The organism is Saccharopolyspora sp. NPDC000995, assembly GCF_053599315.1.
In genome coordinates, this window is sequence record NZ_JBSFLZ010000042.1 from 1 (window position 1) to 25844 (window position 25844).

Genomic DNA, 25844 nt, shown 5'->3' on the forward strand with positions numbered 1-25844 from the left:
CAAGCACTCATCGCCCTGGCCATGCTCGCCCTCGGCGGCCACCCACCCACCCTCCCCGGGCGCGCCTAACCCACCCACGGAAGCAGCAGAAGAGCAGAAAATCCGCGTATATAAACGTCCAATGTGGATTTAACAGGGTAGGGGCCGCGTATTTTCGTGGCTGCAGCATCTGGCGCCGGTTGCCCTTCCGTCGCAGCGGCGAGCCAGGGTTTGCCGGAGGGTCGGGACATCCCGTCCGGGTTCGCGCGCGCCAAGAATGTCCCTAACGGGGAATGCCAACGTGGTGCTCGACGGTCGGCGAGCAGTCATCGATGAGTTCCGCGGTGTTAGGGCCCAGCGGGTGTCGTTCGTCGCCTGGGGCCGAAGGGCTGCGGTCAGTCCGGGCTGTTTGCGGAGCGGAGGGTGCGCATGGCGTCGGCGAGCGCGGCGGAGTCGGCCTTGCCGAGTGGCGCCAGGACGCGCTTGCGCAGGATCTCGGCGCACGCTGCGCGGGAGCGTTCGGCGATGTCGCGGCCGTGCTCGGTGAGCACCGCGTAGGTGACCCGTCGGTCGGTGTCGCACGGCTCGCGGCGGATCAGGTCGGCCTTGGCGAGACGGTCGGCGACCTTGGTGAATCCGCCGCTGCTGAGTGCCGCTTCGTGGGCGAGCTTGGTCATGGGCATCCGGTGCTCGGGGGTGCGGACCAGGCGGAGCAGGATGTCGAAGGACGCCTGGGGGAGTCCGAAGCGCTCGTTGATCTCAGCTGCGATGTGCTCCTGCGTGACGTGGTAGCCCTCGATCACCAGTCCCCACCAGGTGATGATCTCGTCATCGTCGGTGCACAGGTCCGGGCTGGTCTTGCTGCTCACCGGGATGCTCCTTCCTGCGTTTGCGGCTCCGCCAGCCTACCTGAAACAGCTCGCCAGGAAATCTCTTGCAAAGAAGAGTTAATCCCTGTATTGCCTTCCGCGAAAGAGATAAGGGTGACTGGTTCCTTCGTAGCCGCCCATCCCGCGAACAGGAGTCAGGCAGTGAGCACCCCCGTCAAGGTTGGCGTCATCTACTACTCGGCCACCGGTACCGGCACCGAGTTCGCCAACACCCTGGTCGCCGAGGTCGAGGCGGCCGGCGACAAGGTTCGGTTGCGGCGCGCCCCGAAGCTCGCCCCCGACGCGGCTATCGACAGCAACCCGGCGTGGCGCGCCAACGTCGAGGCAAAACCAAGCCCATTCCCGAGGCCACTCCGGAGGACGTGTTGTGGGCCGACGCGGTGCTGTTCGGCTCGCCGACCCCGCTTCGGCAACATCGCCTCGCAGCTCAAGCAGTTCATCGACACCCTCGGTGGCCAGTGGGCGCAGGGGCAGTTGGCCGACAAGGTCGACAGCGGCTTCACTTCCAGCTCCACCGCGCACGGCGGCCAGGAGTCGACGCTGCTGGCGCTGTACAACACGTTCCACCACTTTGGCGGCATCGTGGTGGCCCCGGGCTACACCGACGGCGCGAAGTTCGCCGACGGCAACCCGTACGGCACCAGCCACGTCGACGCCCAGGGTGCGAACAAGGTCGACGACATCACCCGCGTGGCGGCGGCGGTCCAGGCCAAGCGCGTGGTCGCGGTCGCCCGGGACCTCGACAACGGCGCCAATGCCTGACCCGACCGAATGAGATCGGTGTGAAGAACACCTCTTGCCAACCAACTTGGCTGCCAACATGGCGGGAGGTGCCCTTCATTCGTCGTCCGATCGGGTGCAGGCGATGGTGGAGATGACGAGGCCGCAGCGGACCAGCCAGCGGCCGGTGAAGGTCCTAAGCGGTCGATCCGCCAGTTCCGCGCCTTCCTTGCGGAGGTACGCGGTGAAGGTGCCGGGGGCGAGTTCGAGCCGGGCGTCTTTGAAACCCAGCCACTGGCCGGTGATCGGATACCAGGCTTTGTAGACACTTTCCTTGCAGCTGAATAAGATTCTATCCCAATGCGTGTCGGTATATACTGTGGACAGATGCGCCAGATGTGCACGTTCGGCTTCCAGCGATACGACGTTCAGCACGCCGTCGGGAAGGGGAGCGTGTGGCTCGGCGTCGATGCCGACGGTGTGCACCCGCTCGGCGCGGGCCACGACTGCGGCCCGGTAGCCGGCGCAGTGCGTGATGCTGCCGATGATCCCGGCCGGCCACTGCGGCGCGCCGTGCTCCCCGCGCAGCAGTGGTGCGGGCGGCACGCCGATTAGGCTCAGCGCTTGGTGCGCACACCACCGCCCGGTCGTGAACTCCCGGCGGCGCTTGTCCCGTGCGCGTGTGATCAACGCTTCTTCTTCCGGGAACAGGACCGCATCGGGTGGGTCGGTGAAGGCTTCGGCGGAGCTGACCTCGGCGGGCAGCAGTTCTTCGATCACCGACGGCCTCCCGAGCCGCGCGGCACGGCGGCGAGCCCGCTGTCCGCGTGCACCGGGATGGAGGGTCGGTCTGACTCGCTTCGAAGTTCCGGCTGCATCCGCCCACGGTAGCGCCGGGCCAACATTGTGGAGCATCCACTCCGGTCGCCGGGGGAAGCATGCGCGTCAGGTGCGGGCGCTTCGGCCCGAGCGGTCCGCCGAAGGCCACGACGGATCTTGCTCGGCGGCTGAACGGGTAGATCCGATCAATCCCAATCTGTGGAGTTGGGTTTACACGACTTGGGTGTCCGGTTACGGTCTTGCGCATGATCCGGACACCGGCCCTGACGACACGAGGTTACGTGGACTTCGTGCGCGTGTCCTCCGCCCTCTGTTGCCGGTAACGGCTTTCTCAGCTGCTTCACGCGCGTCGTAGCGCGACCACCTTCAGCTCCACCGGAGCCTCCTCGCACAGCGCCTGGGCTGGTCAACACCCGTGCGCGTTTCCGGGTGCCATAGCAGTGCCGTAGCACCTACCGCACTCGCGGTACTTGACCAGTGGAAACGGGGCTCCGGTGCTACTGATTCCCGAGCGCGGCCGATCCGTCGTGGCCGCGCTGCGCCCTCACGCCCTCCGGAGAGTGCAGATGACTGTATCCACCGAACGCGCGCCCACCGGCGCACCGACCGAACGAGAGCCGATCCCCGTCACCGCCGTGCAAACCCGCACCGCCCGGCGTGAAAACCGTTTTCCTCGTTGGCTTTTCAAGCTGATCAGCCCGATCGCGCTGGTGGTGCTTTGGCAGGCACTCAGCGGCACCGGGGTGCTCAGCGACGACACCCTCGCCTCGCCCGCGACCGTGGCTGGCACCGCGGTGGAGCTCTGGGACGAAGGACGGCTCCAGGAGGCGATCGCGGCCTCGCTGCAACGGGTCGGCGCCGGGCTGGTGATCGGCGTCGTCGTCGCCATCGTGCTGGCGACGCTGTCCGGACTGTTCCGGCGCGGCGAGGACATCATCGACGCCCCGATGCAGATGCTGCGCACCGTGCCGGTGATCGGCCTGATACCGCTGCTGATCATCTGGTTCGGCATTGGCGAGCAGCCCAAGATCGTGCTGATCGCGCTGGCCGTGACTTTCCCCCTGTACATGAACATCTACGGCGGCATCCGCAACGTCGACGCGGGCCTGGTGGAGGCGGCCAAGACGCTCGGACTTAGCTGGTTCGCCCAGGTGCGGCACATCATCCTGCCCGCCGCGATGCCCAACGCCCTGGTGGGACTGCGGTATTCGCTGGGTTCGGCGTGGCTGGCGCTGGTCTTCGGCGAGACGATCAACGCCACCGCGGGCATCGGCTACGAGATGAACATGGCCCGCGAGTTCTTCCAGACCGACGTGATCGTGGTCTGCCTGGTGCTTTACGCGCTGCTTGGCCTTGTCGCCGACTTCATCGTCCGACTGCTGGAAAGGACCGTGCTGGCATGGCGACCGGCGTTCAGCGGAGCGTAGTGAAACCCGCGTCGGTTCGCGGACTGAGCCGACGCTTCGGCGACCGCACCGTGCTCGACGACCTGGACCTGGAGATCGAACCCGGCCAGTTCGTGGCGCTGCTCGGCCCGAGCGGCTGCGGCAAGAGCACGCTGCTGCGGATCCTGGCCGACCTCGACCGAGAGGTGACCGGCGAGGTCGAGGTGGCTCTCCGGCGCGCCGTAGCGTTCCAAGCGCCGAGACTCATGCCCTGGAAACGCTTGTGGCGCAACGTGATCCTCGGACTGCGCGGCCGACCGGACAAGGAGCGGGCGGTGGCGGCACTGGAAGAGGTCGGTCTCGGCCACCGCGTGGACGTGTGGCCGAAGGTGCTCTCCGGCGGGGAGGCGCAGCGGGCGTCGTTAGCCCGTGCACTGGTGCGCGAACCAGACCTACTGCTGCTGGACGAGCCGTTCTCGGCGCTGGACGCGCTGACCCGCATCAAGGCCCAGCAGCTGGTCGGCGAGCTGTGGCAACGCCACGGCTGTGCGATCTTGCTCGTCACGCACGACGTGGAGGAGGCGCTGCTTCTGGCCGACCGGGTGCTGGTGATGCGCGACGGCCACATCGGCTACGACCAGGTGCTGGGCCTGGACCGCCCGCGCGATGTGACAGATCCGGCTTTCCTGGCGCTGCGCGCCGAATTGCTGTCCTGGCTGGGCGTCGGGACCGGAGAAGGGAGTTCGTCATGACCGTCGAGTTCATCGGGATGATCGGGGCGCAGCACGTCTCGGAGGTCCACGCCGCCGACGGACCCGTGGTCAACCCGGCGTTCCTGCGCAAGTTCGCCCAGGCCCACGAGGCGGCCGGGTTCGACCGGGTGCTGATCGGCTACGGGTCGAGCAGCCCGGAGAACACCCAGCTGGCCGCCTACGCGGCCGCGCACACCGAGCGGCTGGGCTTCCTGGTCGCGCATCGGCCCGGCTTCGTGGCCCCGACGCTGGCGGCCCGCACCTTTGCCACCGCCGACCACCTCACCGGCGGCCGGATCGCGGTGCACATCATCACCGGCGGCAACGACGCGGACCAGCGCCGCGACGGCGACTACCTGGGCAAGGACGAGCGATACGCCCGCACCGACGAGTACCTGGATGTCCTCCGCCAGGTGTAAACCGCCGATGGACCCGTTAGCCACGAAGGCGCGCACTACCGCTTCGAGGACTACAACGCGGTCGTCCGCCCGGTGCGGCAGTCCGGGATACCGCTGTACGTCGGCGGCTCCTCGCAAGCCGCGCTTCGCGTCGGGGGCAAGCACGCCGACGTCTACGCGATGTGGGGCGAGCCGCTGGCGCAGGCCGCCGAGCAGATCGCCGCGGTCCGCAAGACCGCAGTCGATGCCGGGCGCTGCGAGCCGCCACGGATCAGCGTGTCGTTCCGGCCGATCCTGGGCGCGACCGAGGAGCAGGCGTGGGAGCGGGCGCATAGCATCCTCGACCGGATCAACGCCGCGCGCGGCGGATTGGCGTCGTTCACCGGGCGCAAGACCCTCAACCCGGGCCAGAAAGTCGCCAGCGTCGGCTCGCAGCGCCTCCTCGCCGCCGCCGAGGCTGGGGAGCTGCACGACCGTGCACTGTGGACGCCCACGGCGGCCGTCACGAACGCGGCAGGCAACTCGACCGCGCTCGTGGGAACCCCGGAGACGGTGGCGGCGGCGCTGCTGGACTACGTCGACATCGGCGTGACGACGCTGCTGATCCGCGGCTACGACCCGTTCGACGACGCGGTCGACTACGGCCGCGAGCTGATCCCGCTGGTACGTCAGGAAATCGCCCGCCGGGCCGCGGCCTGACACGAGTGCCGCGAATTCGCGCGAAATCGCCATCGGCCAGCGCGCGGAGACACATCGAGGAGACCACCATGACCACCGTCGCACCCCGGCTATCCGAGTTCGCCCGGTCGCTTTCCCCGCGGAAGAACAGCTTCCCGGCCCGACCCGTCTTCGACGACATCCAGGACGAGCGCCAGCTCCGCAAGCAGCGGCTGGCCGCGGCGCTGCAGCTCTTCGGCAAGCTCGGCTACAACGAAGGCGCCGCCGGGCACATCACGGTCCGCGACCCGGAGCTGCCGGACCACTTCTGGGTCAACCCGTTCGGCCGGGCCTTCAGCCGGATCGAGGCCTCCGAGCTGCTGCTGGTCAACCACGACGGCGAGATCGTGCACGGCGACCACCCGGTCAACCAGGCGGCGTTCGCCATCCACTCGCAGATCCACCAGGCCCGCCCGACGTGGACGCGGCCGCGCACAGCCACTCCATCTGGGGCAAGGCGCTCGCCGCGCTGGGCACCGAGCTGCTGCCGATCTCGCAGGACAGCGCCCAGTTCCACGAGGACAACGTGATCGGGCCGGACTTCTCCGGGGTCGTGCTGGACCTGGAGGAAGCCCGCCGGCTCGCCTCGACGCTCGGACAGCGCAAGTTGGCCATCCTGGCCAATCACGGGCCGCTGACCGTCGGCCGCAGCCTGGAGGAGGCGGTGTCGCTGCACGTCGCCGCCGAGCGGAACTCGAAGGTCCAGGTCGTCGCCCAGGCGGCCGGGCTGCTGCAGCTGATCCCGCACGTGATCGCGCAGCACATCAGGCAGCAGTACCAGCAGCACCGCGATCCGGGCTGGGTGACCTTCGCCCCGCTCTTCGAGGAGATCGTGCACGAGCAGCCGGATCTGCTCGACTGAGACTGGAGACAACAAGAGTGCGAACGACTAGAACCTTGGTAGCGGTGCTGGCCGCGGTGCTTCTCGCCGTGGCCGGCTGCGCCGGAGGCAACTCGCCCAGGTCGCTGTCCGACGTGACACTGGTGCTCGGCGACCAGGCCGGTGGACTGCGCGCCAGAGTGGAAGCATCCGGAGCGTTCAAGGACGCCCCCTACAAGATTCGCTGGGCCAACTTCCAAGGCGCGGCACCGCTTTTCGAGGCCATGCGCTCCGGCGACGTGGACACCGCGACCGCAGCCGACGCGCCCACGGTGCAGGCCATCGCCGGTGGTGTGCCTGCCCGGCCCGCCGTGGCCACTGCGGCGTCCCCGTCATCGACGGCGATCATCGTGCCGCCGGGATCGCCGATCCGCACCGTGGCCGACCTGCGAGGCAAGCACCTCGTGGTCTCCACCGCGCCCGGCAGCGTCTCGCACTACACCGCGCTCGGCGCGCTGGAGGAGGCCGGGCTGACGCAGCAGGACGTGCAGATCACCTTCAGCCTGCCGATCGACGCGCAGGCGGGCTTCAGCGCCGGGCACATCGATGCCTGGGCGACCTTCGACCCGTACCTGTCGATCGCGGAGAACGCCGGAGCGCGGGTGATCCGCGACGGCCAAGGCATCAACGGCCGCAACGGCATCCTGTCGGTGTCCACCGCGGCTGCCGCGGACCCGCTCAAACGGGAGGCGCTGGCCGACGCGATGCGCCGGTTCGAGGCGGCGTGGCAGTGGAGCGACGAGCACCCCGCGGAGTACCAGCGTGTCTACGAGAAGCTGACGTCGCTGGAACCGCAGGTGGCACACCAGATCCTGACCCGGACCAAGCAGGAGGTCCGGCCGCTGACCGATGATGTGGTCGCCGACCTGCAAGCCGTGGCAGACCGCTACTACGAGGCGGGCGTGCTGCGCGAGCAGGTGGACGTGACCAAGGCCTGTGACCGGGACCTGTACCCCGGCAAGTGAGTCCATGGTCTGCTTTGCAAGCGGCGGCAGCCGCTTGCGGCGCGGGACTCTCGCGCCGCTGCGGCGATTCGGGCGTCTTCTCGGCAGGACAGCCCGGCTGGGCACACCGAAGGGGCGTCCGAGGTTCCGCGACCCGCACCGCTGCGGCAAGGTGCTTCCGGAACGGTTTTGTGAGGAGTTGACATGAGCGGGACCTGGGCTCCTGAGGGGGCCTGCCGCGGCACCTTGGTGGTGCTGCTCGGGAGAGGCGAGAACCCGGCCGTTTACCAGCGCTTCGGTCGAAGGCTGTCAGCCGACGGCTACGCCGTGGTGGTGCCCGAACCGGATACCGATCCCGAGACGTGGTTCCGGCCCGGCGCGGCTCGGTTCCTGGTCGGCACCGACGTCGGGGCCCTGCGCGCGTGGGCGCTCGCGCTGGAGATGGAGGTGGACGGCCTGATCCTCGCGGGCACCCCGCTCGCCCGGGGGCAGAGCCCCGTCGACCGGGCCGACGAGATCGGGGCGCGCACGTCGTGCCCGGTGCACCGCGAACTGCTCGAGAACGATCCCGAGTTCGAGTGGGGCCGGTTGACCGAGGACGTCCCCGAGCCGCCGAAGCAGCTTCCCGACGTGCCGATCCTGCTGCTGCACGGCGACGCGGACACGCTCGCCCCGGTCGCCCCGGTGACCTCGCTGGCGGCCAAGCACCCGCAGAGTTCGCTGGCGGTGTTCAAGGACGGCGTACACGACATCCTCAACGACAAGTTCCACCGGAGCGTGGCCGCGCGCATCGTGCTGTTCTGCGAGGAGATCGGCAAGGGCGCGGTGCTGCTGCCCGAGACACCGGCCGCGCCGCGCGCCCGCCGATCCGCTCCGGTGCACATCTCGGCCCGCATCGACTACTCGGTGCGGGCGCTGCGCGAGCTGGTCGGGAGCGGCAGCGAACCGGTCAAATGCGAGGTCATCGCCCGTCGGCAGGGCATCCCGCTGAATTCGCTGGTCAACCTGATGGTCGAACTGCGGCGGGCCGGGCTGGTGACCAGCCAGCGCGGCTGCGACGGCGGCTACGCGCTGGCGCGGCCGGCCGAGAGGATCAGCATCGGCGAGGTTGTGCGAGCGGTGGAAGGTGGGGTTACCTCGGTGCACAACGGGTCGCCCGGCACCGAGGTGTGGCGCGAGCTCGGCCGTCAGGTCAGCACGTTCCTCGACGGGGTGCCGCTGGTCGGCGATCGGTGAGCAAGGAAGGAATCTGATGACCCGGCACGACGCGTTCCACCCGGATCTCTCGACCTCGGTGTCCGAGGAGCAGCGTCGCTCGCTGCGCACCCGGCTGCACCACGTCCGGGCCGCCGACCTCGACAACAAGACCGCGCAGACCGAGGGCATGCGGCGGCTCGCGGCGATCAGCGGCGACCTGGTGGGTTCGGAGCGGATCTGGATGGGGGAGACGCACGTCGGCCCGTCGACGTCGTCGGACAACCACCACCACGGCGAGTCGGAGACGGCGATCTACGTGGTCAGCGGCCACCCGGAGTTCGTCTTCCACGACGGCGTCGAGGAGGTCCGGATCAAGACCGAGCCGGGCGACTACATCTTCGTGCCGCCGTTCGTGCCGCACCGGGAGGAGAACCCGGACCCGAGCGACCCGGCGGTGGTGGTGATCGCCCGCAGCACCCAGGAGGCGATCGTGGTCAACCTCCCCGAGCTGTACCACCTGGGCTTGGAGGAGAGCTGAGCCCCGGGGCCCCGGTCCCGAGCGCCCCGGGGCTCGGAATTTCATGACGCAGTGTGTTGACCGGCCGCCGAATCAGCCCAAGGATCGGCGCGAGTCGTCACTTGCGGTGGTCGGCATCGAAGTCAAAATTGTTCTCTTGTGCAAATCATGATGCAGCCGAACCGCAACATCTGCACCAGCTTGTCGAACACGATCCGATCCGACACACGGCGACGGTGCACCCCAACGGATGCCCCGGGTTGAAGACCGGCCGAGCCGGCAACAGCGCGGCGAACACGACTTCATGATCACCAAGCCCGTGCCTGCACTCCGCTCCGGGCCATCAACGCCCCCAATTTGCGCGACCTCTTAGTCGGCATCAAGGCGGACCCGGTCGGAGCTGGCGAACACCATCCGGCAGGTCTCGAACCGAACACGGGGGAGGTCCCACCCCGCTGGCGGTTACGGGTGCACGGCGCAGTGCGGTGGGTAGCAGCGGGAGTTCAGCAGCCGGAGGCGGTCGGCCTCGCCGCCGTTGACGTCACCGTAGATCAACGGCCCGCGGTAGCCGGTGGTGTCGTCGCCGTCCTCGTTGAGGAGCACGACACGGATGAAATGTACCCAGCGGACGACGCTTGCCGGGTAGGCGGCCTCAGCGATCTGCGGCGGACCGGCGGCCGGCTGCGGCCCAGCCAGCTCGCCAAGGAGACGCTGTCCTTCGGGGCGGCCACCACCAAGCGACTGGCCAGGCTGGAGGCGGAGGCTCTGATTACCCGCACCTCGTCCCGGCGCGAACGCCGGTACATCGACGTGCGGCTCACCAGCGAGGGGCTGGAGCTGATCGATCGGCTGGTCCCTGAGCAACTGGAGCGCGAACGCGCTCTGCTCGCCCCGCTGGCGGCGGACGAACGGGAGAAACTGGGCGAACTGCTGGCCAAGGTGCTGGGAATCACTCGATGGGACCGCCCGGTGATTCGCCGTCCTGCGGCGAGGCGTGTGCCGGTCCAGATCGGCGGTGGGTTAGAGTTCCTCGGTTGTTCACGGGTGTTTCCCGCGACCTGGCGAACTCGGCGTGATCGCGTGATCGCGTGACGGTGGTCGACGCCGGTCGCCTGATCGAGAGGACCCAGTTGGCCACGGTGCAGTTCGAGTCCGGCCATGCTGTCCTGAACCTCGGCCGCCTGCCGGGCCGGCTTCGCGGAATCGTCGTGACCCACTCTCGCGTCATCATCGCGCTCTCGGTGCCGCTGCTGATCGCGTCCTTCGCGCTGCTGGTGCTAATGCGCCGGGCCGGGCTTGACCAGGGATCCGGCATCGACTACCAGGTGTACCGCTGGGCGGTGCACACCTGGCTGACCGGTGGCGACATCATGAACACCGCTCCCACCGTCAGCATCGGCCGGGTACTGCCCTGGGTGTACCCGCCGTTCGCGCTGCTGCCGCTGCTGCCGTTCGCGCTGTTGCCGTTCGTCGCCGGGCTGGTCGCGCTCTACGTCGTGGGCCTGCTCGCCATCGGCGCCGCGCTGTACCTGGTCACCCGGCACCTGTGGCCGGTGGTCGGCAAGCGCGGCGCGTTCGCGGTGGCGATGGCGCTGCTGCCGTGGACGCTGTTCCTGGAGCCTGTCTACGCCTCGTTCGGGCTCGGCCAGATCAACATCGCCCTGATGGGCCTGGTGATCGTCGATTGCCTGGCGCGCAACCCGCGCTGGCCGCGCGGGCTGCTGATCGGCATCGCCGCGGCGATCAAGCTCACCCCTGCGGCATTCCTGCTGTTCTTCCTGTTCCGAAAGGACTTCCGGGCGGTGGTGACCGCGGTGGCGACCGCCGCGCTCGGCACCCTGGTGGGCTTCGCGCTGAACTACCAGGCGGCAGTGGAGTACTGGTTCGGCAAGGGTCCGGCGCACGGCGTCAGCGGCTCCGCCTTCCACACCAACCAGTCGATCATGGGCGGCTTGGCCCGGCTGGAACTGCCCGCGGTGGCGCAGAACGGGCTGTGGCTGGCGATCTCGCTTGCCTGCGTGGCCGTCGTGGCGTTCGCGATCCGCCGGTCCGAGCCGACGCTCGCCGTGACCGCCAACGGCCTGTTGGCGCTGCTGGTGTCGCCGACGTCGTGGTCGGATCATTGGGTCTGGTGCGCTCCCGGGTTGCTTGTCCTGCTCGCCTACGCCGCCCGGCTGCGCAGCCCGGGTTGGCTCGTGGTCGCCGGGGTGACACTGGTGACCGTGCTCGTCGCATCGTTCCGGATGCTGCCTACCGGCCCGCCGTGGACGCCGCTGCAGCATCTGTTCGGCAACCCCTATCTGCTGCTCGGTTTGGTGTTGCTCGCACTCCTCGGTCGGTTTGCCCGAAATCGTCCGTTGGTGGCTGCGCCGGAAGAACCATTCGCGACGCCCGCGATCCGGACTTGATTCGGCTGCCCGGCGCTCCGCTGGCGCCGGGTTTTCCGGCATCTTCTCGGCATTGGACAGTCAACGGGACGAATTCGTTGGCGATCGGGTGGTTCTGCCGTGCTGCACGCTCGGTGTGTGGTCAATTACAGAAATGCTTGGTTCTGAACCGAATCCGAAGATGTTGAGCAGTGATTCGGTGATTTGCAAGAAGATCGTGAACAACGCCACTCGGTGCGCCGAACAGTCGCGTATGGACATTGCCGTGGTGCAAAATTCCCGAGCCCACAGGGATTGTGACAACGATGTCTCAATGGCTGGGAACCCGTAATTTTTGCTTAACTTCGTGTTACTAAACGGTAGCTTTTCGGCCGCTCGCTATGTAGAGTGCCTCAAACTGACCAAGAGTGCAACGGCGCATCCTTTTGTCAGTGCCCCCAAAGGCTCTTGCGGGATCGCGGTGGGTGAGTCATGCCCTGCTGCAGCCCGCGGCCTGACGACGGGAGGTCTGATGCCCCTTTCCCACCATGCAAGAAAATCGGCGCAACGTAGCGCCGCTGCCCATGGTCTCTACGACCCGGCCAACGAACACGACGCGTGCGGTGTCGCCTTCGTCGCCGACCTGCGCGGTCGGCGCAGCCACGACCTGGTCGCGAAGGCGCTGACGGCGCTGCGCAACCTGGAGCACCGCGGTGCCAAGGGCGCCGACCCCGAGACCGGGGACGGCGTCGGTCTGCTGACCCAGATCCCGGACGAGTTCTTCCGCGCCGTCGTACCCTTCGAGTTGCCCGAACGCGGCGGATACGCGGCGGGAACCGCGTTCCTGCCCATCGACGCCGACGAAGCGGCGCGCGCGGTGGCGACCATCGAGCGGATCGTGGCGGAGGAGGGCCTGCGGCTGCTCGGCTGGCGCGAACTGCCGGTGGAAACCGGCCGCGCCGGCAGTTCGGCGCGCGAAACGATGCCCGGCTTCCGACAGCTCTTCGTCGGCCACGGCACCGATGCCGCGCACGACGAAATGGCGCTGGAGTTCGAGCGGCGGGCGTTCTGCGTCCGCAAGCGGGCCGAGCACGAAGCCGACGTGTACTTCCCGAGCCTGTCGGCGCGCACCATCGTCTACAAGGGGATGCTGACCGAGGCCCAGCTCGGCGCGTTCTACCCCGACCTCAGCGACGAACGCTTCGCCAGCGCGATCGGCCTGGTGCACAGCCGGTTCTCGACCAACACGTTCCCGTCGTGGCCGTTGGCGCACCCGTACCGGTTCATCGCGCACAACGGCGAGATCAACACGCTCAAGGGCAACCGCAACTGGATGCGGACCCGGGAGAGCATGCTGGCCACCGATCTGATCCCCGGTGACCTGCAGCGGCTGTTCCCGATCGCCACCCCGGACGCCAGCGACTCGGCGACCTTCGACGAGGTGCTGGAACTGCTGCACCTGGGCGGTCGGTCGCTGCCGCACGCGGTGCTGATGATGATCCCGGAGGCGTGGGAGAACCACGCCGAGATGGACCCGGCCCGCCGCGCGTTCTACGAGTTCCACAACTACCTGATGGAACCCTGGGACGGGCCGGCGCTGGTGGCGTTCACCGACGGCACCCAGATCGGCGCGGTGCTCGACCGCAACGGCCTGCGTCCGGGGCGCTACTGGGTCACCGAGGACGGACTCGTGGTGCTCGCCAGCGAAGTCGGCGTGTTGGAGGTCGACGCGGACAAGGTCGTCCGCAAGGGCCGGCTGCAGCCGGGCCGGATGTTCCTGGTCGACACCGGCAAGGGCCGCATCATCGACGACGACGAGATCAAGGGCGAGCTCGCCGCCGAATTCCCTTACCAGGAGTGGCTGGACGCGGGCGTGGTGCACCTGGCGGACCTGCCGGACCGCGAACGCGAGCTGCCCTCGCACGACTCGCTGGTACACCGGCAGCAGGTCTTCGGCTACTCGCAGGAAGAGCTGGGCGTCCTGCTCAAGCCGATGGCCACCACCGGCGCCGAGCCGATCGGCTCGATGGGCAACGACGTGCCCTTCGCCGCCTTCTCCGAACGGCCGCGGCAGCTGTTCGACTACTTCACGCAGCTGTTCGCGCAGGTCACCAACCCGCCGCTGGACGCGATCCGGGAAGAGCTGGTCACCTCGCTGCGCACCCACGTCGGGCCCGAGCACAACCTGCTCGACCACGACCCGCGGGCCTGCCGGAACTTGGCGCTGCCGTTCCCGGTGCTGGACAACGACGAGCTCGCCAAGATCGTGCACCTCAACGACGACGGCGACCGCCCGGGCCTGAAGCCCGCGGTGATCCAGATGACCTACCACGTCGCAGGTGGTGGCGAGGCGCTGCACACGCGGCTCGACGAGATCTGCGAAGAGGTCTCGGCCGCTGTCGCGGACGGGGCGCACGTGCTGGTGCTCTCGGACCGCTCGGCGGACGCCGAGCACGCGCCGATCCCGTCGCTGCTGGCCACCGGTGCCGTGCATCACCACCTGGTGCGCGAGAAGAAGCGCACCCAAGTGGGCCTGATCGTCGAAGCCGGTGACGTCCGCGAAGTGCACCATGTCGCTTTGCTCATCGGTTACGGCGCCGCCGCCGTTAACCCGTATGTGGCGATGGCCACCGTCGAGGACCTGGTTCGCGGCGGAGTCATCCAGGACGTGGACGCAAAGAAGGCGACCGCGAACCTCATCAAGGCGCTGGGCAAGGGCGTTCGCAAGACCATGTCCAAGATGGGCGTGTCGACTGTGGCCTCCTACACCGGCGCGCAGATCTTCGAGGCCATCGGGCTCGGCGAAGAGATTGTGCAGCAGTGCTTCACCGGCACCACTTCGCGGCTCGGCGGCGTCGGATTCGACGTGCTCGCGCAGGAGATCGCCGAACGCCACCGCCGGGCCTACCCGTCCGACGGCGTGGCGGCGCCGCACCGGACGCTGCAGGTCGGCGGCGAGTACCGGTGGCGGCGCGAAGGCGAGCCGCACCTGTTCAACCCGCAGACGGTGTTCAAGCTCCAGCACTCCACGCGCGGCGGCCGCTACGAGGTGTTCAAGGAGTACACCAAGGCCGTCGACGACCAGTCGCGGGAGCTGATGACCCTGCGCGGGCTGTTCAAGTTCCGCGAGGGCGCGCGCAAGCCGGTGCCGATCGAGCAGGTCGAGCCGATCACGTCCATCGTGAAGCGGTTCGCCACCGGCGCCATCTCCTACGGATCCATCTCGCAGGAGATGCACGAGGTGCTGGCCATCGCGATGAACCGGTTGGGCGGCAAGTCCAACACCGGCGAGGGCGGCGAGGACGCCGAGCGGTTCACCCCGGACGCCAGCGGCGATTCGCGGCGCTCGGCGATCAAGCAGGTCGCCAGCGGCCGGTTCGGCGTGACCAGCGAGTACCTGGTCAACTCCGACGACATCCAGATCAAGATGGCGCAAGGCGCGAAGCCCGGCGAAGGCGGGCAGCTGCCCGGCCACAAGGTGTACCCCTGGGTGGCCAAGACCCGGCACTCCACGCCGGGTGTGGGCCTGATCTCCCCGCCACCGCACCACGATATCTACTCGATCGAGGACCTGGCGCAGCTCATCCACGACCTGAAGAACGCCAACCCCAGGGCGCGGATCCACGTCAAGCTGGTGTCCGAGGTCGGTGTCGGAACGGTTGCCGCGGGAGTGTCCAAGGCGCACGCCGATGTCGTGCTGATCTCCGGACACGACGGCGGCACCGGTGCTTCTCCGCTGTCGTCGATCAAGCACGCGGGTGGTCCGTGGGAGCTTGGGTTGGCCGAGACGCAGCAGACGCTGCTGGCCAACGACCTGCGCGACCGGATCGTGGTGCAGACCGACGGTCAGCTCAAGACCGGGCGCGACGTGGTGATCGCGGCTCTGCTTGGTGCCGAGGAGTACGGTTTCGCCACCGCGCCGCTGGTGGTCTCTGGCTGCATCATGATGCGGGTCTGCCACCTCGACACCTGCCCGGTGGGCGTGGCCACCCAAAACCCGCAGTTGCGCGAGCAGTTCACCGGCAAGGCCGAGTACGTGGTGAACTTTTTCGAGTTCATCGCGCAGGAAGTGCGGGAATACCTGGCAGCGCTGGGATTTCGGACGCTGGCCGAGGCGATCGGGCACGCCGACCTGCTGGACACCTCCGAGGCGGTGCGGCACTGGAAGGCCCAGGGCCTCGACCTGGCGCCGATCACGCACGTGCCGGAACTGCCGCGTGGCGCAGCGCGGCACCAGACCGCCGAGCAGGACCACGGTCTGGAGAAGGCGCTGGACAACACGCTGATCCAGCTGTGCGAGGGGGCGCTGAAGGAAGGCACCCCGGTGCGGCTGGACATGCCGGTGCGCAACGTCAACCGCACGGTCGGAACCATGCTCGGCTCGGAGCTGACCCGGCGGTGGGGTGGCGAAGGTCTGCCGGAGGACACCATTGACGTGACGTTCACGGGATCGGCCGGGCAGTCCTTCGGCGCGTTCCTGCCGCGGGGCATCACCCTGCGGTTGCTGGGCGACGCCAACGACTACGTCGGAAAGGGCTTGTCCGGCGGGCGAATCGTGGTTCGCCCGGACGCTTCGGCGCCGTTCGTGGCCGAGCGGAACATCATCGCCGGAAACGTCCTGCTCTACGGCGCGACCGGTGGCGAGATGTTCGTGCGCGGCGTGGTCGGCGAGCGGTACGCGGTGCGCAACTCGGGTGCCATGGCCGTGGTCGAAGGCGTCGGTGACCACGGCTGCGAGTACATGACCGGTGGTCGTGTGGTGATCCTCGGCAGCACCGGCCGCAACTTCGCGGCCGGTATGTCCGGCGGCATCGCGTACCTGCTGGACCTGGACCCCAAACGGATCAACCCCGAGATGGTCGACCTGGACCCGCTGGACGACGCGGACCGCGAGTTCCTGCACGACCGGGTGCGGCGGCACTACGAGCAGACCGAGTCGGCCGTGGCGCGGGAACTGCTGGCCGACTGGGACACCGCGGTCGAGCGCTTCGGGAAGGTCATGCCGAAGGATTTCAAGCGGGTGCTCGCAGCCCGAAACGCCGCCGAACGCGACGGGCGCGACGTCAACGAGGCGATCATGGAGGCCGCACATGGCTGATCCCAAGGGATTCATGACGACGCCGCGGGAAACGCCGCGGCGTCGCCCGGTGGACGTGCGCATCAAGGACTGGCGCGAGGTCTACCTCGAGTTCGAACAGCCCAAGCTGCAGAAGCAGGCCGGCCGCTGCATGGATTGCGGGATCCCGTTCTGCCACCAGGGCTGCCCACTGGGAAACCTGATCCCGGAGTGGAACGACCTGGTGTGGCGCAACGACTGGCAGGAAGCCGCGCAGCGGTTGCACGCCACGAACAACTTCCCGGAGTTCACCGGGACGTTGTGCCCCGCACCGTGCGAGACCGCCTGCGTGGTCGGCATCAACTCCGACCCGGTCAGCATCAAGCAGGTCGAGATCACGATCATCGACAAGGCCTGGGACGCCGACTTGGTCCGGCCGCAGCTGCCTCGCACCGTCACGGGCAAGAAGGTCGCAGTGGTCGGCTCCGGTCCCGCCGGGCTCGCGGCGGCGCAGCAGCTGACCCGCGTCGGCCACAGCGTGGTGGTCTACGAGCGGGCGGACCGCATCGGCGGGCTGCTGCGCTACGGCATCCCGGAGTTCAAGCTTGAGAAGCGCCGGCTGGACCGGCGCCTGGGCCAGATGCGGGCCGAAGGCACCGAATTCCGCACCGGCGTGAACGTAGGCGTGGACGTGACGGTCGAGCAGCTGCGCGCCAACTACGACGCGGTGGTGCTCGCGGGCGGTGCGACGCAGGCCCGCGACCTGCCGGTGCCGGGGCGCGAGCTGGACGGCGTGCACCAGGCGATGGAATACCTGCCGCTGGCGAACAAGGTGCAGGAGGGCGACCTGGCGCGGCCGCCGATCGACGCCGAGGGCAAGCACGTGGTGGTCATCGGCGGCGGTGACACGGGAGCGGACTGCGTGGGCACGGCGCACCGGCAGGGCGCGGCTTCGGTCACGCAACTGGAAATCATGCCGATGCCGCCGGTGTCCCGACCCGAGGCGCACCCGTGGCCGACCTACCCGATGATCTACCGGGTCTCCTCGGCGCACGAGGAGGGCGGCGAACGCCTGTACTCCGTCAACACCCAGGAGTTCCTGGGCGGCGATCAAGGTGAGGTGCGAGCGCTGCGCGTGGTGGAGGCGCGGCGCACCGACGCCGGCTTCGAGCCGGTGGAGGGCACGGAGCGGGAGCTCCCGGCGCAGCTGGTACTGCTCGCGATGGGCTTCGTGGGCCCGCAACGAGCAGGCCTGCTGGAACACCTGGGCGTCACCCTGGACGCGCGCGGCAACGTCGCCCGCGACGAGAACTTCATGTCCAGTGTGGAAGGGGTCTTCACGGCGGGGGACATGGGACGAGGCCAATCCCTGATCGTCTGGGCGATAGCCGAGGGTCGCTCGGCGGCGGCAGGAGTCGACAACTACCTGACGGGCAGAGTCGTCCTTCCAACCCCGATAGCCCCAACAGACCACCCAATCACCTAATTTTTTCGAGGGGAGAAAGGCCCAGCCAAGGGGACACGGACAGCACGACACGTCCCGGACACAGGGCCAGGCCAGGCGTGACAAACGGGCTGGGCCGTGTGCGCAAGGCAGCACGAAGGGACAGGAGTGCGCGGTTCACCGCGCTGCTGCACCATGTCGACCTCGCTCGTCTGCGAGCGGACTATCAGGCACTGAGCCCCAAGGCGGCTGCCGGAGTCGACGGGGTGACCTTGGGAAGCCTACGGCCAGGACTTGGAGGGCAACCTGCAAGAACTGCACCGGCGGGTACACGCTTTGCCTTTCGGTCCTGAGGAAGGAGCCCAGTGCGGGAATTCCGCGCGCTGGGATTCTGCGCGGGGGGCCGCCCGCAAGGGCGGTCCCTACCGCACCTGGGGCGTTCTATCGCTGCGCGATGTATCCATTGTTGACACGCATAAACGCCTACTTGGTGCGCTGACTCCGGAAGAAGTGCAAACGGCTTCGGAGTAAGAAAAAGGCTCCACAGTGCTGGCAGCGGATGATCGCGCAGCGTCCCCGCTTTCTTGCACATTGGGCCTGGGTTTCCTGGGTTCCGCGTGTCTGGTGACCAAGATGGTAGGAGCCCGGTGAATCGCGAGAGTCACGCCGGGATCTGTAGGCGCCCGGAGGTGCGATTCCTCCGGGCGACCCGATGCGATGATCTTGGTGTGCTGGCTGCAGAGCTTGATCAGGTCCGGGATCGCCTGGAGGACTTCGGTGGGAAGTTGTTCACGTCGTTTGCGCGTCGTGAGCAACGGCTCAACGGTGGGCTGTATCTGCGGGGGGTTGATGCTGGACGGTCGGCGGAAGTCGATGCAGCCGATGGCCGAGCGTGTGGGTATTGATCATCAGGCGGTTGCAGCAGTTCATTACGTCCTCGACGTGGGATTACGCTGCGGTGCGGCGACGGTTGACCAAGCGGGCGGTCGATGTGGTGGCACCGGATGCGTGGGTGCTGGATGACACCGGACATGAAAAAACGGGGATGCCTCGCCGGGGGTGGCGCGGCAGTACACCGGCACCGCGGGCAAGGTCACGAACTGCCAGATCATGATGCGTCGTCCTGCGGACACTTTCGGGCAGTGCCGGATTGTCGATGCGCCTACCTTCGTGCTGATGCAGAAGAGCAGGGGGCGTTGGCAGAGGGATTTTTGTTCGCCGAAGATTTTCGCGCGGATTCCAAGCCTGCCTGGGGGAGGACCATTGTTCGATAAGACGCGGCCGTTGAGCGCCGACGAGCTCATGGAGCAGCGCTTGGAGCAATAAGGCTACGCATGAAGCCGATCGACCTCGCCGACTACAAGGTTCGCCAAGGTTCGCCGCAGACCCATCTTCGACGGGCTCAACCCGAGTACGAAATCTCCTCCTGAGCCGCCCACCGCCCAGATCGACCCAAATCCAATATTCGAGCCCCTACCGGTTTCGCTTGACCTGCCCGTTAGGAGCAGCTAAACTGAATCGATCATGTCGACGGCTGTACCCATCTCGCACGCGGCCCGTCCGGTGGAACTTACGAGCTTTGTGGGGCGGCGGCGCGAGTTGGCCGACGTGCGAAAACTCCTAAGCTCCTCACGGATAGTGACAATTACAGGCGTCGGGGGTGTGGGCAAGACCAGGTTGGCATCCCGGGCGGGCGCATTGCTGGAGCGGTCATTTCCGGGCGGTGTCTGGTTCATCGAGCTTGCTGGTCTCAACGATCCAGGACTCGTCTCCGGCACCGTAGCCGCTGCGTTCGGCCTGCAATCACAGTCTGGGACAACGCCGTTGACGCAGCTTCCGGACCGTCTTCGTGACCGCCCGCTCCTGCTCGTGCTGGACAACTGCGAGCACATTCTGGATGGGTGCGCGCAGCTCGCGCATTCGCTGCTCGAACAGTGCCCGCTGATGCGCATCCTGACCACGAGCCGCCAACCCCTGAGCCTTGCCGGTGAGGCTGTCCTGGAGCTGGCTCCCCTCTCGGTCCCCCTGGCCAGCGCAGGATCTTCGGAACGGGCGATTCTCCTTCGATACGCAGCGGTTGCGCTGCTCGAGGAGCGAGCTCAAGCGGTGGATCCAACCTTCGCCGTCAGGGCAGACAACGCCCAGGTCGTCATGCGATTGTGCCGTAGACTAGACGGCATTCCATTGGCGATCGAACTCGCCGCAGTCGCGCTTCGGTTCATGACGACACAGGAGATCGTGGACCGCCTCGATCACCGCTTTCAAATGTTGACTGATGGAGACAGGACAGCGCCGACCCGCCAGCAGACCCTGCAAAACATGGTCGACTGGAGCTACCGGCTGTGCTCTACCGCCGAACAAATGCTGTGGGCACGACTGTCCGTGTTCGGTCCAGGGTTCGATCTGGAGGCCGCCGAAGTGATCGGTTCAGGCGACGGCATCGGGACCAACGAGGTACTTGATCTGCTCGGGGGGTTGATCGACAAATCGATCGTGACTGCGGAAAGGTATCCCGGCAAGACTCGTTATCGGCTGTTGGACACACTCCGGGATTACGGCCGGGACCGCCTCGCCGAAATCGGTGGGACCACCATCGTCCGTCGCAAGCATCTGCACTACTACCGGTACCTCGCCGCCCAAGCCGAGGCGGAATGGTTCACCGCCGGACACACGACGGTCTTCGCCCGGCTACGGGCCGAGCACGCCAACCTGCGCGAGGCACTTGAATTCTCGGCTTCCGAGCCCGGCGAATCGCAAGCAGGTTTGGTGATTGCTTCCGCCCTCCGATTCTTCTGGCTCAGCAGTGGGCATGTCTACGAGGGGCGTCGTTGGCTAGATCGACTCTTGGCGCTCAGCACGGAATGCGATCCGGTACGTGTCAAAGCGCTCTACGTCGACGGGTACCTGAATGCCGCGCTCAACGACGCGTCATCCGGGTCAGCCCTTCTCGAGCAAGCGAGCGTGCTGGCGGTGGAGTTGGGCGACCAATCAGGGGCGGCCTACGTCGCGCAGATCTCGGCGCTCACCGCCCTGTTCAACGAAGATCCGGGGCGGGCGAGCACGCTCTTCGAAGACGCTCTCGCCAAGCATCGGCTGATTGGCGATCACGCTGCCGCCGCCTACGATCAGATCGAGCTGGCGTTGGCAGCCGCATTCCTTGGCGATCATGAGCGCGCCGCTGCCCTGTTCCGCGGGTGCCCTGCCGCCAAGGAGACCTACGGCGAACAGTGGATGAGATCGCTTGCCCTGTGGGCGAAGGGAATAGCAGACCTACTAGCGGGCAATTACCAGCAAGCCACTGCTGCGGAACTGGAGAGTCTTCGCCTGCGGCTCGGCTTCCATGAGCAGTTTCAGATCGCGTTGTGCGTTGAGATTCTGGCCTGCATAGCCAGCGCAGACGGTGACCCGGTACGGGCTGCGACCTTGTTCGGCGTGTCCCACATGATCAAAAAGAACGTCGATGCGTCGCTCGCCGGCCACAAACATGTTGCGCGCCTACACGACCACTACGAGGCAGTAGCACGTAGCTCACTCGGCGACGAGACGTTTCAGAAAGGCGTTCACCGCGCCACACAGCTCGACTTCGACGAGGCCATCGCATGGATACGGAACCCGAGCAAAGGCAGGGAACCAGCAAGCTCCAGGACCGAAGAACCGCACGCGTCGGTGCTTACTCCGCGCGAGCGAGAGGTAGCGGCGCTGGTCGCAGCGGGCAACACCAACAAAGAAATTGCCGCCATCATGGTGATCTCCCGCCGCACCGCTGAGGCCCACGTCGAGCACATCCTGACCAAACTCGGCTTCACCACTCGGACGCAAATCGCCACCTGGGTCACTGAACAGAAGACCACGCGACGATGCGAATGATGATACTGCCGCTGAGTTTTCGGATTGGCGTGGACGAGTAGAGGCTGACCCGGCTGCGAGACGGCCTCTCTCCACAGCCTCTTCTCCACAGTCGATCAACGACCGAACGGGACCGCTTGAGGACGGCATCCGATTGTCCGCCGCACGGAGAGGAGCACTCGGGCCATGCGCACACTGATCGAGAACGCTGCCGTGGTGACGATGGACGACGTTCTCGGTGACTTCGAACGAGCCGACATCCTCGTTGACAACGGTGTCATCGTCGAGATCGGGCCGAACCTCGACGTTGGCGACACCGAGCGAATCGACGCCTCGTCGATGATCGCCATGCCGGGCATGGTCGACACGCATCGACACACCTGGCAAACCGGGCTCCGGGGCATTCTGGCGGACGGGAACATCCTCGACTACCTGAGGGGATTCCGGCTGCAGATGGCGACGAAGTACCGCCCGCAGGACATGTATGCGGGCAACTACCTCGGTGGCCTCGATTGCCTTAACTCGGGGGTGACCACGCTGGTCGACTACTGCCACAACATCGTCTCCGGCGACCACGCGCACGCTGCGGTCGCTGGACTCCGCGACGCGGGCGTGCGCGCGCTGTACGGCCATGGCCTCCTGCCCATCAAGTCGAACACGTGGTCTGAGACCAAAGGTGGGCTGGACGAGTCGGTGGAAGAAGGCGACTTCGCCCGGCGGGCGCGGCTGGCGCGGGAAATCCGCGCCCAGTACTTCACGAGCGAGCAACAGTTGCTGCGCTTCGGCATCGCCCCGCAGGAATTAGCCATCGCTCCCTTCGGGGACGTCAAGCAGGAATTCGAGCTGGCCCGCGAGCTCGGCGCACGCATCACGTTCCACTCCAACCAAGTCATCGCGCGCAACCTCTTCAAGGACATCGAGGCGCTGCACGCCCACAACATGCTCGGCAGCGATCTTCTCCTGGTGCACGGGACATTCAGCACTGAGAACGAATGGCACCTGCTGCGGGGGACCGGCACCATGATCTCGGTTTGCGCCGAGACCGAGATGCAGATGGGTATGGGATTCCCGGCCATTCGTGAGGCCACCGAGAACACGCCCGGGCCAAGCCTCGGCATCGACTGCACGAGCAGTACCGGCGGCGACATGATTTCGCACGCACGGCTCGTCCTACAGGTGACCCGGTGGAGGGAGGATCAAGAAGACTACGCGAGGTCGACACTGCCCACGGTCATGCGGTGGAAAACGCACGACGCCTTGCGGTGGCTCACGGTCAACGGTGCCCGCGCCGCGGGCGGCGACGACGTGACAGGAATCTTGGCACCGGGCAAGCGGGCCGACATCGTATTGCTGGATATGTCAGGCATCAGCCAGGCCGGTTGGAACCGCCACGACCCTTGTGGCGCGATCATTGCGCAGACCAACTCGGGCAACGTGCACACTGTGCTGGTCGATGGGCGGGTGGTCAAGCGGAACGGCCGGCTGGTGCACGTCGACGTTAACGCAGCGCTTGCAACGCTCGCGGAGTCGCACGGCCATCTCTACGACCAGATGGCCCAGCACGGCGGATTCATCCCGCAACCTCCAGCCGACCTACCGGTGTTCAACCGCTGAGAACCCCGATGGCCGGGCTGAGCGGCGGCCGACAAGCGAGCCGGTCGAGGTTGATCACCACATTTTTCAAGCGGCCCGGGCGTGCAGCACGCCATCCCGTACGGCATCTACCACGTCGAACCCAGCCACTACCAGGACGGTGTCTCTGGTGATCGGGCGGCGACCACCAGAGACACCCATTGCGCTTCAGGATTCCTCAGTGCTGCGGTCCTCGTGCTCGTACGGACGAGCTACCTGCTGGCTACGCAGACTTCGCGTGGCTTGCTTTATTACAACCGAGCCAACCGGGCGCACGCTCGAAGACGCCGCGATGACTTCAGCGGGCCTAATTTTATTTGGCAGCGCCCGCGCTCACTTCTTGCCACTGGATCCGATCGCATCCTTGACGCGGTCGACCATAGCGGCGAAGGGGCCGGTGAGCATCTGAGTAGCCGGGGACCCCGCGGCAGTGGGATGGGGATGGGTTGGGGCCATCTTCTCGACCGCTTGCAGCCGGCTGCCCATTCCGTTGAGCTCGTCTTGCTGGCTGCCGTGGCGCACGGGGGGAAATTCCTCCCGCTCCTCGTGCTCGGCGTGGTCGATCACCGAGCGTTCGAAGTCCGCAAGCTTGGCGTCGAAGTCCGTGCTGTTGACGTCCAACTTCTCCAATTCGGCGAGTACGTGGTTGGCTTCCTCTTCCTCTTGGTTTCGCGCTTCGGCTTCGGCCTCGCCGGCCGTCTTCTTCGCGACAGGGCGCAGGACCAATTCCTCGGCAGTCTCATGGACGGCCAGCAAGGCCCTCAGCTCGTCGAACCGGTTCTGCTTCTGCTCACCCTGTGCGTTCTTGACCTCCGCGAAGAGGTCGCGGATGCGTGCGTGCTGCTCCAGGAGAACGCGGACCACATCCCCTTCTGGAAGCCTCGCGGCTTCCTGGCGTTCAGTTTGTGCAGTACTCACGGTGCCGCCCTCCAGTTCGTCGATTTGCTTGGTCGGCGATATCTGGGTAACCGGCACGGGACAGGAGCAAACGTAAGCGGAGCGCGGTGGAGGCGATCGAGGTATGACGTGGCAGTCGACGAGGTCGCGGACGCGGTCGAAGATTTGGAAGTGGGTGTCCTCGGCGATGATGGTGACGGTCTTGTCTCACGCAGTACCCGGAGAGGTTCGAGTACGCCGAGTGAGGCTCGAACGACCGTCAGCCGCTCGCGACGCGGGTCTCCGTGAGGGCGACGGGGTTGTCAGCATCGACGGCAAGGCCACCTCGACCTGGTCGGACGTGGCGACGCGGGTGCAGAAACTTGCCGGAACACCAGAAGCGTGGAGACCCTCATCGAAGAAGCCATGCGCATCGCCGAGGAAGCAGGCGAGTCGGCAGACCGGCTCGCCCACCCTCACCGTCGGCTAGCTTCTCGGGACGTAGCGGAGGAGGACCGCGCCGGACGGGAAGGTGCGGTTCTCCACCAGTTCGAGCGGGATCCACTTGTCCAGCGGAGGGAAGAACGGTGTGCCGCCACCGACGGCGGCCGGGGTGAGGACCAGGTTGAACTCGTCGACGAGCCCGGCCCGGACCAGTGGTGCTGCCAGCGTCGCGCCTGCCACCTCGATGAGCCCGTCGGTCTCGTCCTTCATCTTCCGCACGACCTCGACCGGGTCACCGCGCTCCAGCCGCGCGTTCCCTTCGACCTTGTCGAGGGACTGCGAGAACACGACCTTCGGCACCGCCCGCCACAGCTGGGCGAACTCGACCACCACGGGTCTGGCGGACGGGTCCTCGTCGGCGGTCGGCCAGTACGCCGACATCAGCTCCCAGAGCTTGCGCCCGTACAGCGACACCGCGAGAGCACGGGTGTGGTCATTCCAGTACTGGTGCAGCTCATCTTCCGGCTCGGACCACTCGATGCTGCCGGACCTATCGGCGATGTAACCGTCGACGGAGACGTTCATGCCATAGCTCAACTTTCCCATGGCCATAAAGACTGCCCGCACGCGCGAAACTCATCGCGCGACCTCTCGGATCTCGCTGTCCCCAGACGGAGAGGGCAGTCGGCGCCCCCACTGGGGGGCATTCTCATGGCGACCTGCCCGCAAGACCGAGTTGCGCTTGCGCGGCGGCTGCGGACAGACAGGGTCGGTGGCGCAATCGCTTGAAAACGCGGCGGATCGTCGAGGCGCCCACTCGATGACCGCACTCGGTGGCGCCCTGGACCTAGCCGCTTTGGACGAAGCGGTCGGTACGGTGCGAAGACGAGTCAGGTGCTCGTCGTCGGCGCGGGCACCTACGCCGCTCAGCGAGCGTTGACTATGCGACTCTGAAGTCGGA

17 protein-coding genes and 4 pseudogenes are annotated in these 25844 nt (G+C 67.0%); 15 read left to right on the plus strand and 6 right to left on the minus strand.

What is annotated here, in order from left to right; translation table 11 throughout:
- Positions 1-374: 374 nt before the first annotated feature.
- Complete coding sequence (locus ACWDKQ_RS16225; protein ID WP_450139552.1) at positions 375-848, minus strand: MarR family winged helix-turn-helix transcriptional regulator; 474 nt, start codon at positions 846-848, stop codon at positions 375-377.
- Between the two features lie 162 nt (positions 849-1010).
- On the opposite strand from ACWDKQ_RS16225, the gene ACWDKQ_RS16230 reads away from it, so the two are divergent.
- Positions 1011-1631 (plus strand): NAD(P)H dehydrogenase, encoded by a 621-nt coding sequence (locus tag ACWDKQ_RS16230; RefSeq protein WP_450139553.1) that lies wholly within the window; start codon positions 1011-1013, stop codon positions 1629-1631.
- Positions 1632-1706: 75 nt separating this feature from the next.
- On the opposite strand, the gene ACWDKQ_RS16235 is transcribed toward ACWDKQ_RS16230, so the two are convergent.
- A complete protein-coding gene (locus ACWDKQ_RS16235) occupies positions 1707-2369 on the minus strand; it encodes a 4'-phosphopantetheinyl transferase family protein (RefSeq protein ID WP_450139554.1) in 663 nt (220 codons plus the stop codon).
- A gap of 626 nt (positions 2370-2995) precedes the next feature.
- Here ACWDKQ_RS16235 and ACWDKQ_RS16240 point away from each other — a divergent pair.
- The 7 genes and pseudogenes from ACWDKQ_RS16240 to ACWDKQ_RS16270 all read left to right on the plus strand — a co-directional run bounded on the left by ACWDKQ_RS16240 (position 2996) and on the right by ACWDKQ_RS16270 (position 9240).
- Positions 2996-3856: an ABC transporter permease gene (locus ACWDKQ_RS16240; RefSeq protein ID WP_450139555.1), complete on the plus strand. Its 861-nt coding sequence runs from the start codon at positions 2996-2998 to the stop codon at positions 3854-3856.
- Positions 3829-4566 carry an ABC transporter ATP-binding protein gene (locus ACWDKQ_RS16245; RefSeq protein ID WP_450139556.1) on the plus strand — a complete coding sequence of 246 codons (738 nt, stop codon included), beginning with the start codon at positions 3829-3831 and terminating at the stop codon, positions 4564-4566. Before ACWDKQ_RS16240 ends, ACWDKQ_RS16245 begins: the two co-directional genes overlap by 28 nt.
- A gap of 17 nt (positions 4567-4583) precedes the next feature.
- A pseudogene (locus ACWDKQ_RS16250) lies at positions 4584-5663 on the plus strand (LLM class flavin-dependent oxidoreductase).
- A gap of 68 nt (positions 5664-5731) precedes the next feature.
- Positions 5732-6543, plus strand: a pseudogene (locus ACWDKQ_RS16255) (class II aldolase/adducin family protein).
- A gap of 17 nt (positions 6544-6560) precedes the next feature.
- Positions 6561-7526: an ABC transporter substrate-binding protein gene (locus ACWDKQ_RS16260; protein ID WP_450139557.1), complete on the plus strand. Its 966-nt coding sequence runs from the start codon at positions 6561-6563 to the stop codon at positions 7524-7526.
- Positions 7527-7709: 183 nt separating this feature from the next.
- Positions 7710-8741, plus strand: a complete 1032-nt coding sequence (locus tag ACWDKQ_RS16265; protein ID WP_450139558.1) for an Rrf2 family transcriptional regulator — start codon at positions 7710-7712, stop codon at positions 8739-8741.
- Between the two features lie 16 nt (positions 8742-8757).
- Positions 8758-9240 carry a cupin domain-containing protein gene (locus tag ACWDKQ_RS16270; RefSeq protein ID WP_450139559.1) on the plus strand — a complete coding sequence of 161 codons (483 nt, stop codon included), beginning with the start codon at positions 8758-8760 and terminating at the stop codon, positions 9238-9240.
- 152 nt (positions 9241-9392) lie between these two features.
- Here ACWDKQ_RS16270 and ACWDKQ_RS16275 read toward each other — a convergent pair.
- Positions 9393-9517, minus strand: a pseudogene (locus ACWDKQ_RS16275) (IS5/IS1182 family transposase); the annotation flags it as partial.
- Between the two features lie 164 nt (positions 9518-9681).
- Positions 9682-9822, minus strand: coding sequence for a hypothetical protein (locus ACWDKQ_RS16280; RefSeq protein ID WP_450139560.1), 141 nt, complete (start codon positions 9820-9822; stop codon positions 9682-9684).
- A 12-nt stretch (positions 9823-9834) separates the two neighbouring features.
- Between ACWDKQ_RS16280 and ACWDKQ_RS16285 the strand changes: the two genes are divergently transcribed.
- The 7 genes and pseudogenes from ACWDKQ_RS16285 to ACWDKQ_RS16315 all read left to right on the plus strand — a co-directional run bounded on the left by ACWDKQ_RS16285 (position 9835) and on the right by ACWDKQ_RS16315 (position 23545).
- On the plus strand, positions 9835-10311 hold the full coding sequence (locus ACWDKQ_RS16285) for a MarR family winged helix-turn-helix transcriptional regulator (protein ID WP_450139561.1): 477 nt from the start codon (positions 9835-9837) through the stop codon (positions 10309-10311).
- A complete protein-coding gene (locus ACWDKQ_RS16290) occupies positions 10308-11627 on the plus strand; it encodes a glycosyltransferase family 87 protein (RefSeq protein WP_450139562.1) in 1320 nt (439 codons plus the stop codon). Before ACWDKQ_RS16285 ends, ACWDKQ_RS16290 begins: the two co-directional genes overlap by 4 nt.
- Before the next feature lie 490 nt (positions 11628-12117).
- Positions 12118-16683 (plus strand): glutamate synthase large subunit, encoded by a 4566-nt coding sequence (gene gltB, locus ACWDKQ_RS16295; protein WP_450139563.1) that lies wholly within the window; start codon positions 12118-12120, stop codon positions 16681-16683.
- Positions 16676-18127 carry a glutamate synthase subunit beta gene (locus ACWDKQ_RS16300; RefSeq protein ID WP_450139564.1) on the plus strand — a complete coding sequence of 484 codons (1452 nt, stop codon included), beginning with the start codon at positions 16676-16678 and terminating at the stop codon, positions 18125-18127. The genes gltB and ACWDKQ_RS16300 overlap by 8 nt, the downstream gene beginning before the upstream one ends.
- Positions 18128-18813: 686 nt before the next feature.
- Positions 18814-19195, plus strand: a pseudogene (locus ACWDKQ_RS16305) (transposase); the annotation flags it as partial.
- A 528-nt stretch (positions 19196-19723) separates the two neighbouring features.
- A complete protein-coding gene (locus ACWDKQ_RS16310) occupies positions 19724-21952 on the plus strand; it encodes a helix-turn-helix transcriptional regulator (RefSeq protein ID WP_450139581.1) in 2229 nt (742 codons plus the stop codon).
- A gap of 165 nt (positions 21953-22117) precedes the next feature.
- Positions 22118-23545: an amidohydrolase family protein gene (locus tag ACWDKQ_RS16315; protein ID WP_450139565.1), complete on the plus strand. Its 1428-nt coding sequence runs from the start codon at positions 22118-22120 to the stop codon at positions 23543-23545.
- A gap of 351 nt (positions 23546-23896) precedes the next feature.
- On the opposite strand, the gene ACWDKQ_RS16320 is transcribed toward ACWDKQ_RS16315, so the two are convergent.
- The gene (locus ACWDKQ_RS16320) at positions 23897-24481 is read right to left on the minus strand and encodes a hemerythrin domain-containing protein (protein ID WP_450139566.1); all 585 of its coding nucleotides are present in this window, start codon (positions 24479-24481) and stop codon (positions 23897-23899) included.
- Positions 24482-24925: 444 nt separating this feature from the next.
- The gene (locus ACWDKQ_RS16325; protein WP_450139582.1) at positions 24926-25489 is read right to left on the minus strand and encodes a dihydrofolate reductase family protein; all 564 of its coding nucleotides are present in this window, start codon (positions 25487-25489) and stop codon (positions 24926-24928) included.
- Positions 25490-25844 lie beyond the last annotated feature (355 nt).

Coding starts and splice junctions, on each gene's coding strand:
- ACWDKQ_RS16325 (WP_450139582.1), bottom strand. CDS start 25,489: ATGGGAAAGTTGAGCTATGGCATGAACGTCTCCGTCGACGGTTACATC.
- ACWDKQ_RS16300 (WP_450139564.1), top strand. CDS start 16,676: ATGGCTGATCCCAAGGGATTCATGACGACGCCGCGGGAAACGCCGCGG.
- ACWDKQ_RS16240 (WP_450139555.1), top strand. CDS start 2,996: ATGACTGTATCCACCGAACGCGCGCCCACCGGCGCACCGACCGAACGA.
- gltB (WP_450139563.1), top strand. CDS start 12,118: ATGCCCCTTTCCCACCATGCAAGAAAATCGGCGCAACGTAGCGCCGCT.
- ACWDKQ_RS16265 (WP_450139558.1), top strand. CDS start 7,710: ATGAGCGGGACCTGGGCTCCTGAGGGGGCCTGCCGCGGCACCTTGGTG.
- ACWDKQ_RS16270 (WP_450139559.1), top strand. CDS start 8,758: ATGACCCGGCACGACGCGTTCCACCCGGATCTCTCGACCTCGGTGTCC.
- ACWDKQ_RS16315 (WP_450139565.1), top strand. CDS start 22,118: ATGCGCACACTGATCGAGAACGCTGCCGTGGTGACGATGGACGACGTT.
- ACWDKQ_RS16285 (WP_450139561.1), top strand. CDS start 9,835: ATGTACCCAGCGGACGACGCTTGCCGGGTAGGCGGCCTCAGCGATCTG.
- ACWDKQ_RS16245 (WP_450139556.1), top strand. CDS start 3,829: ATGGCGACCGGCGTTCAGCGGAGCGTAGTGAAACCCGCGTCGGTTCGC.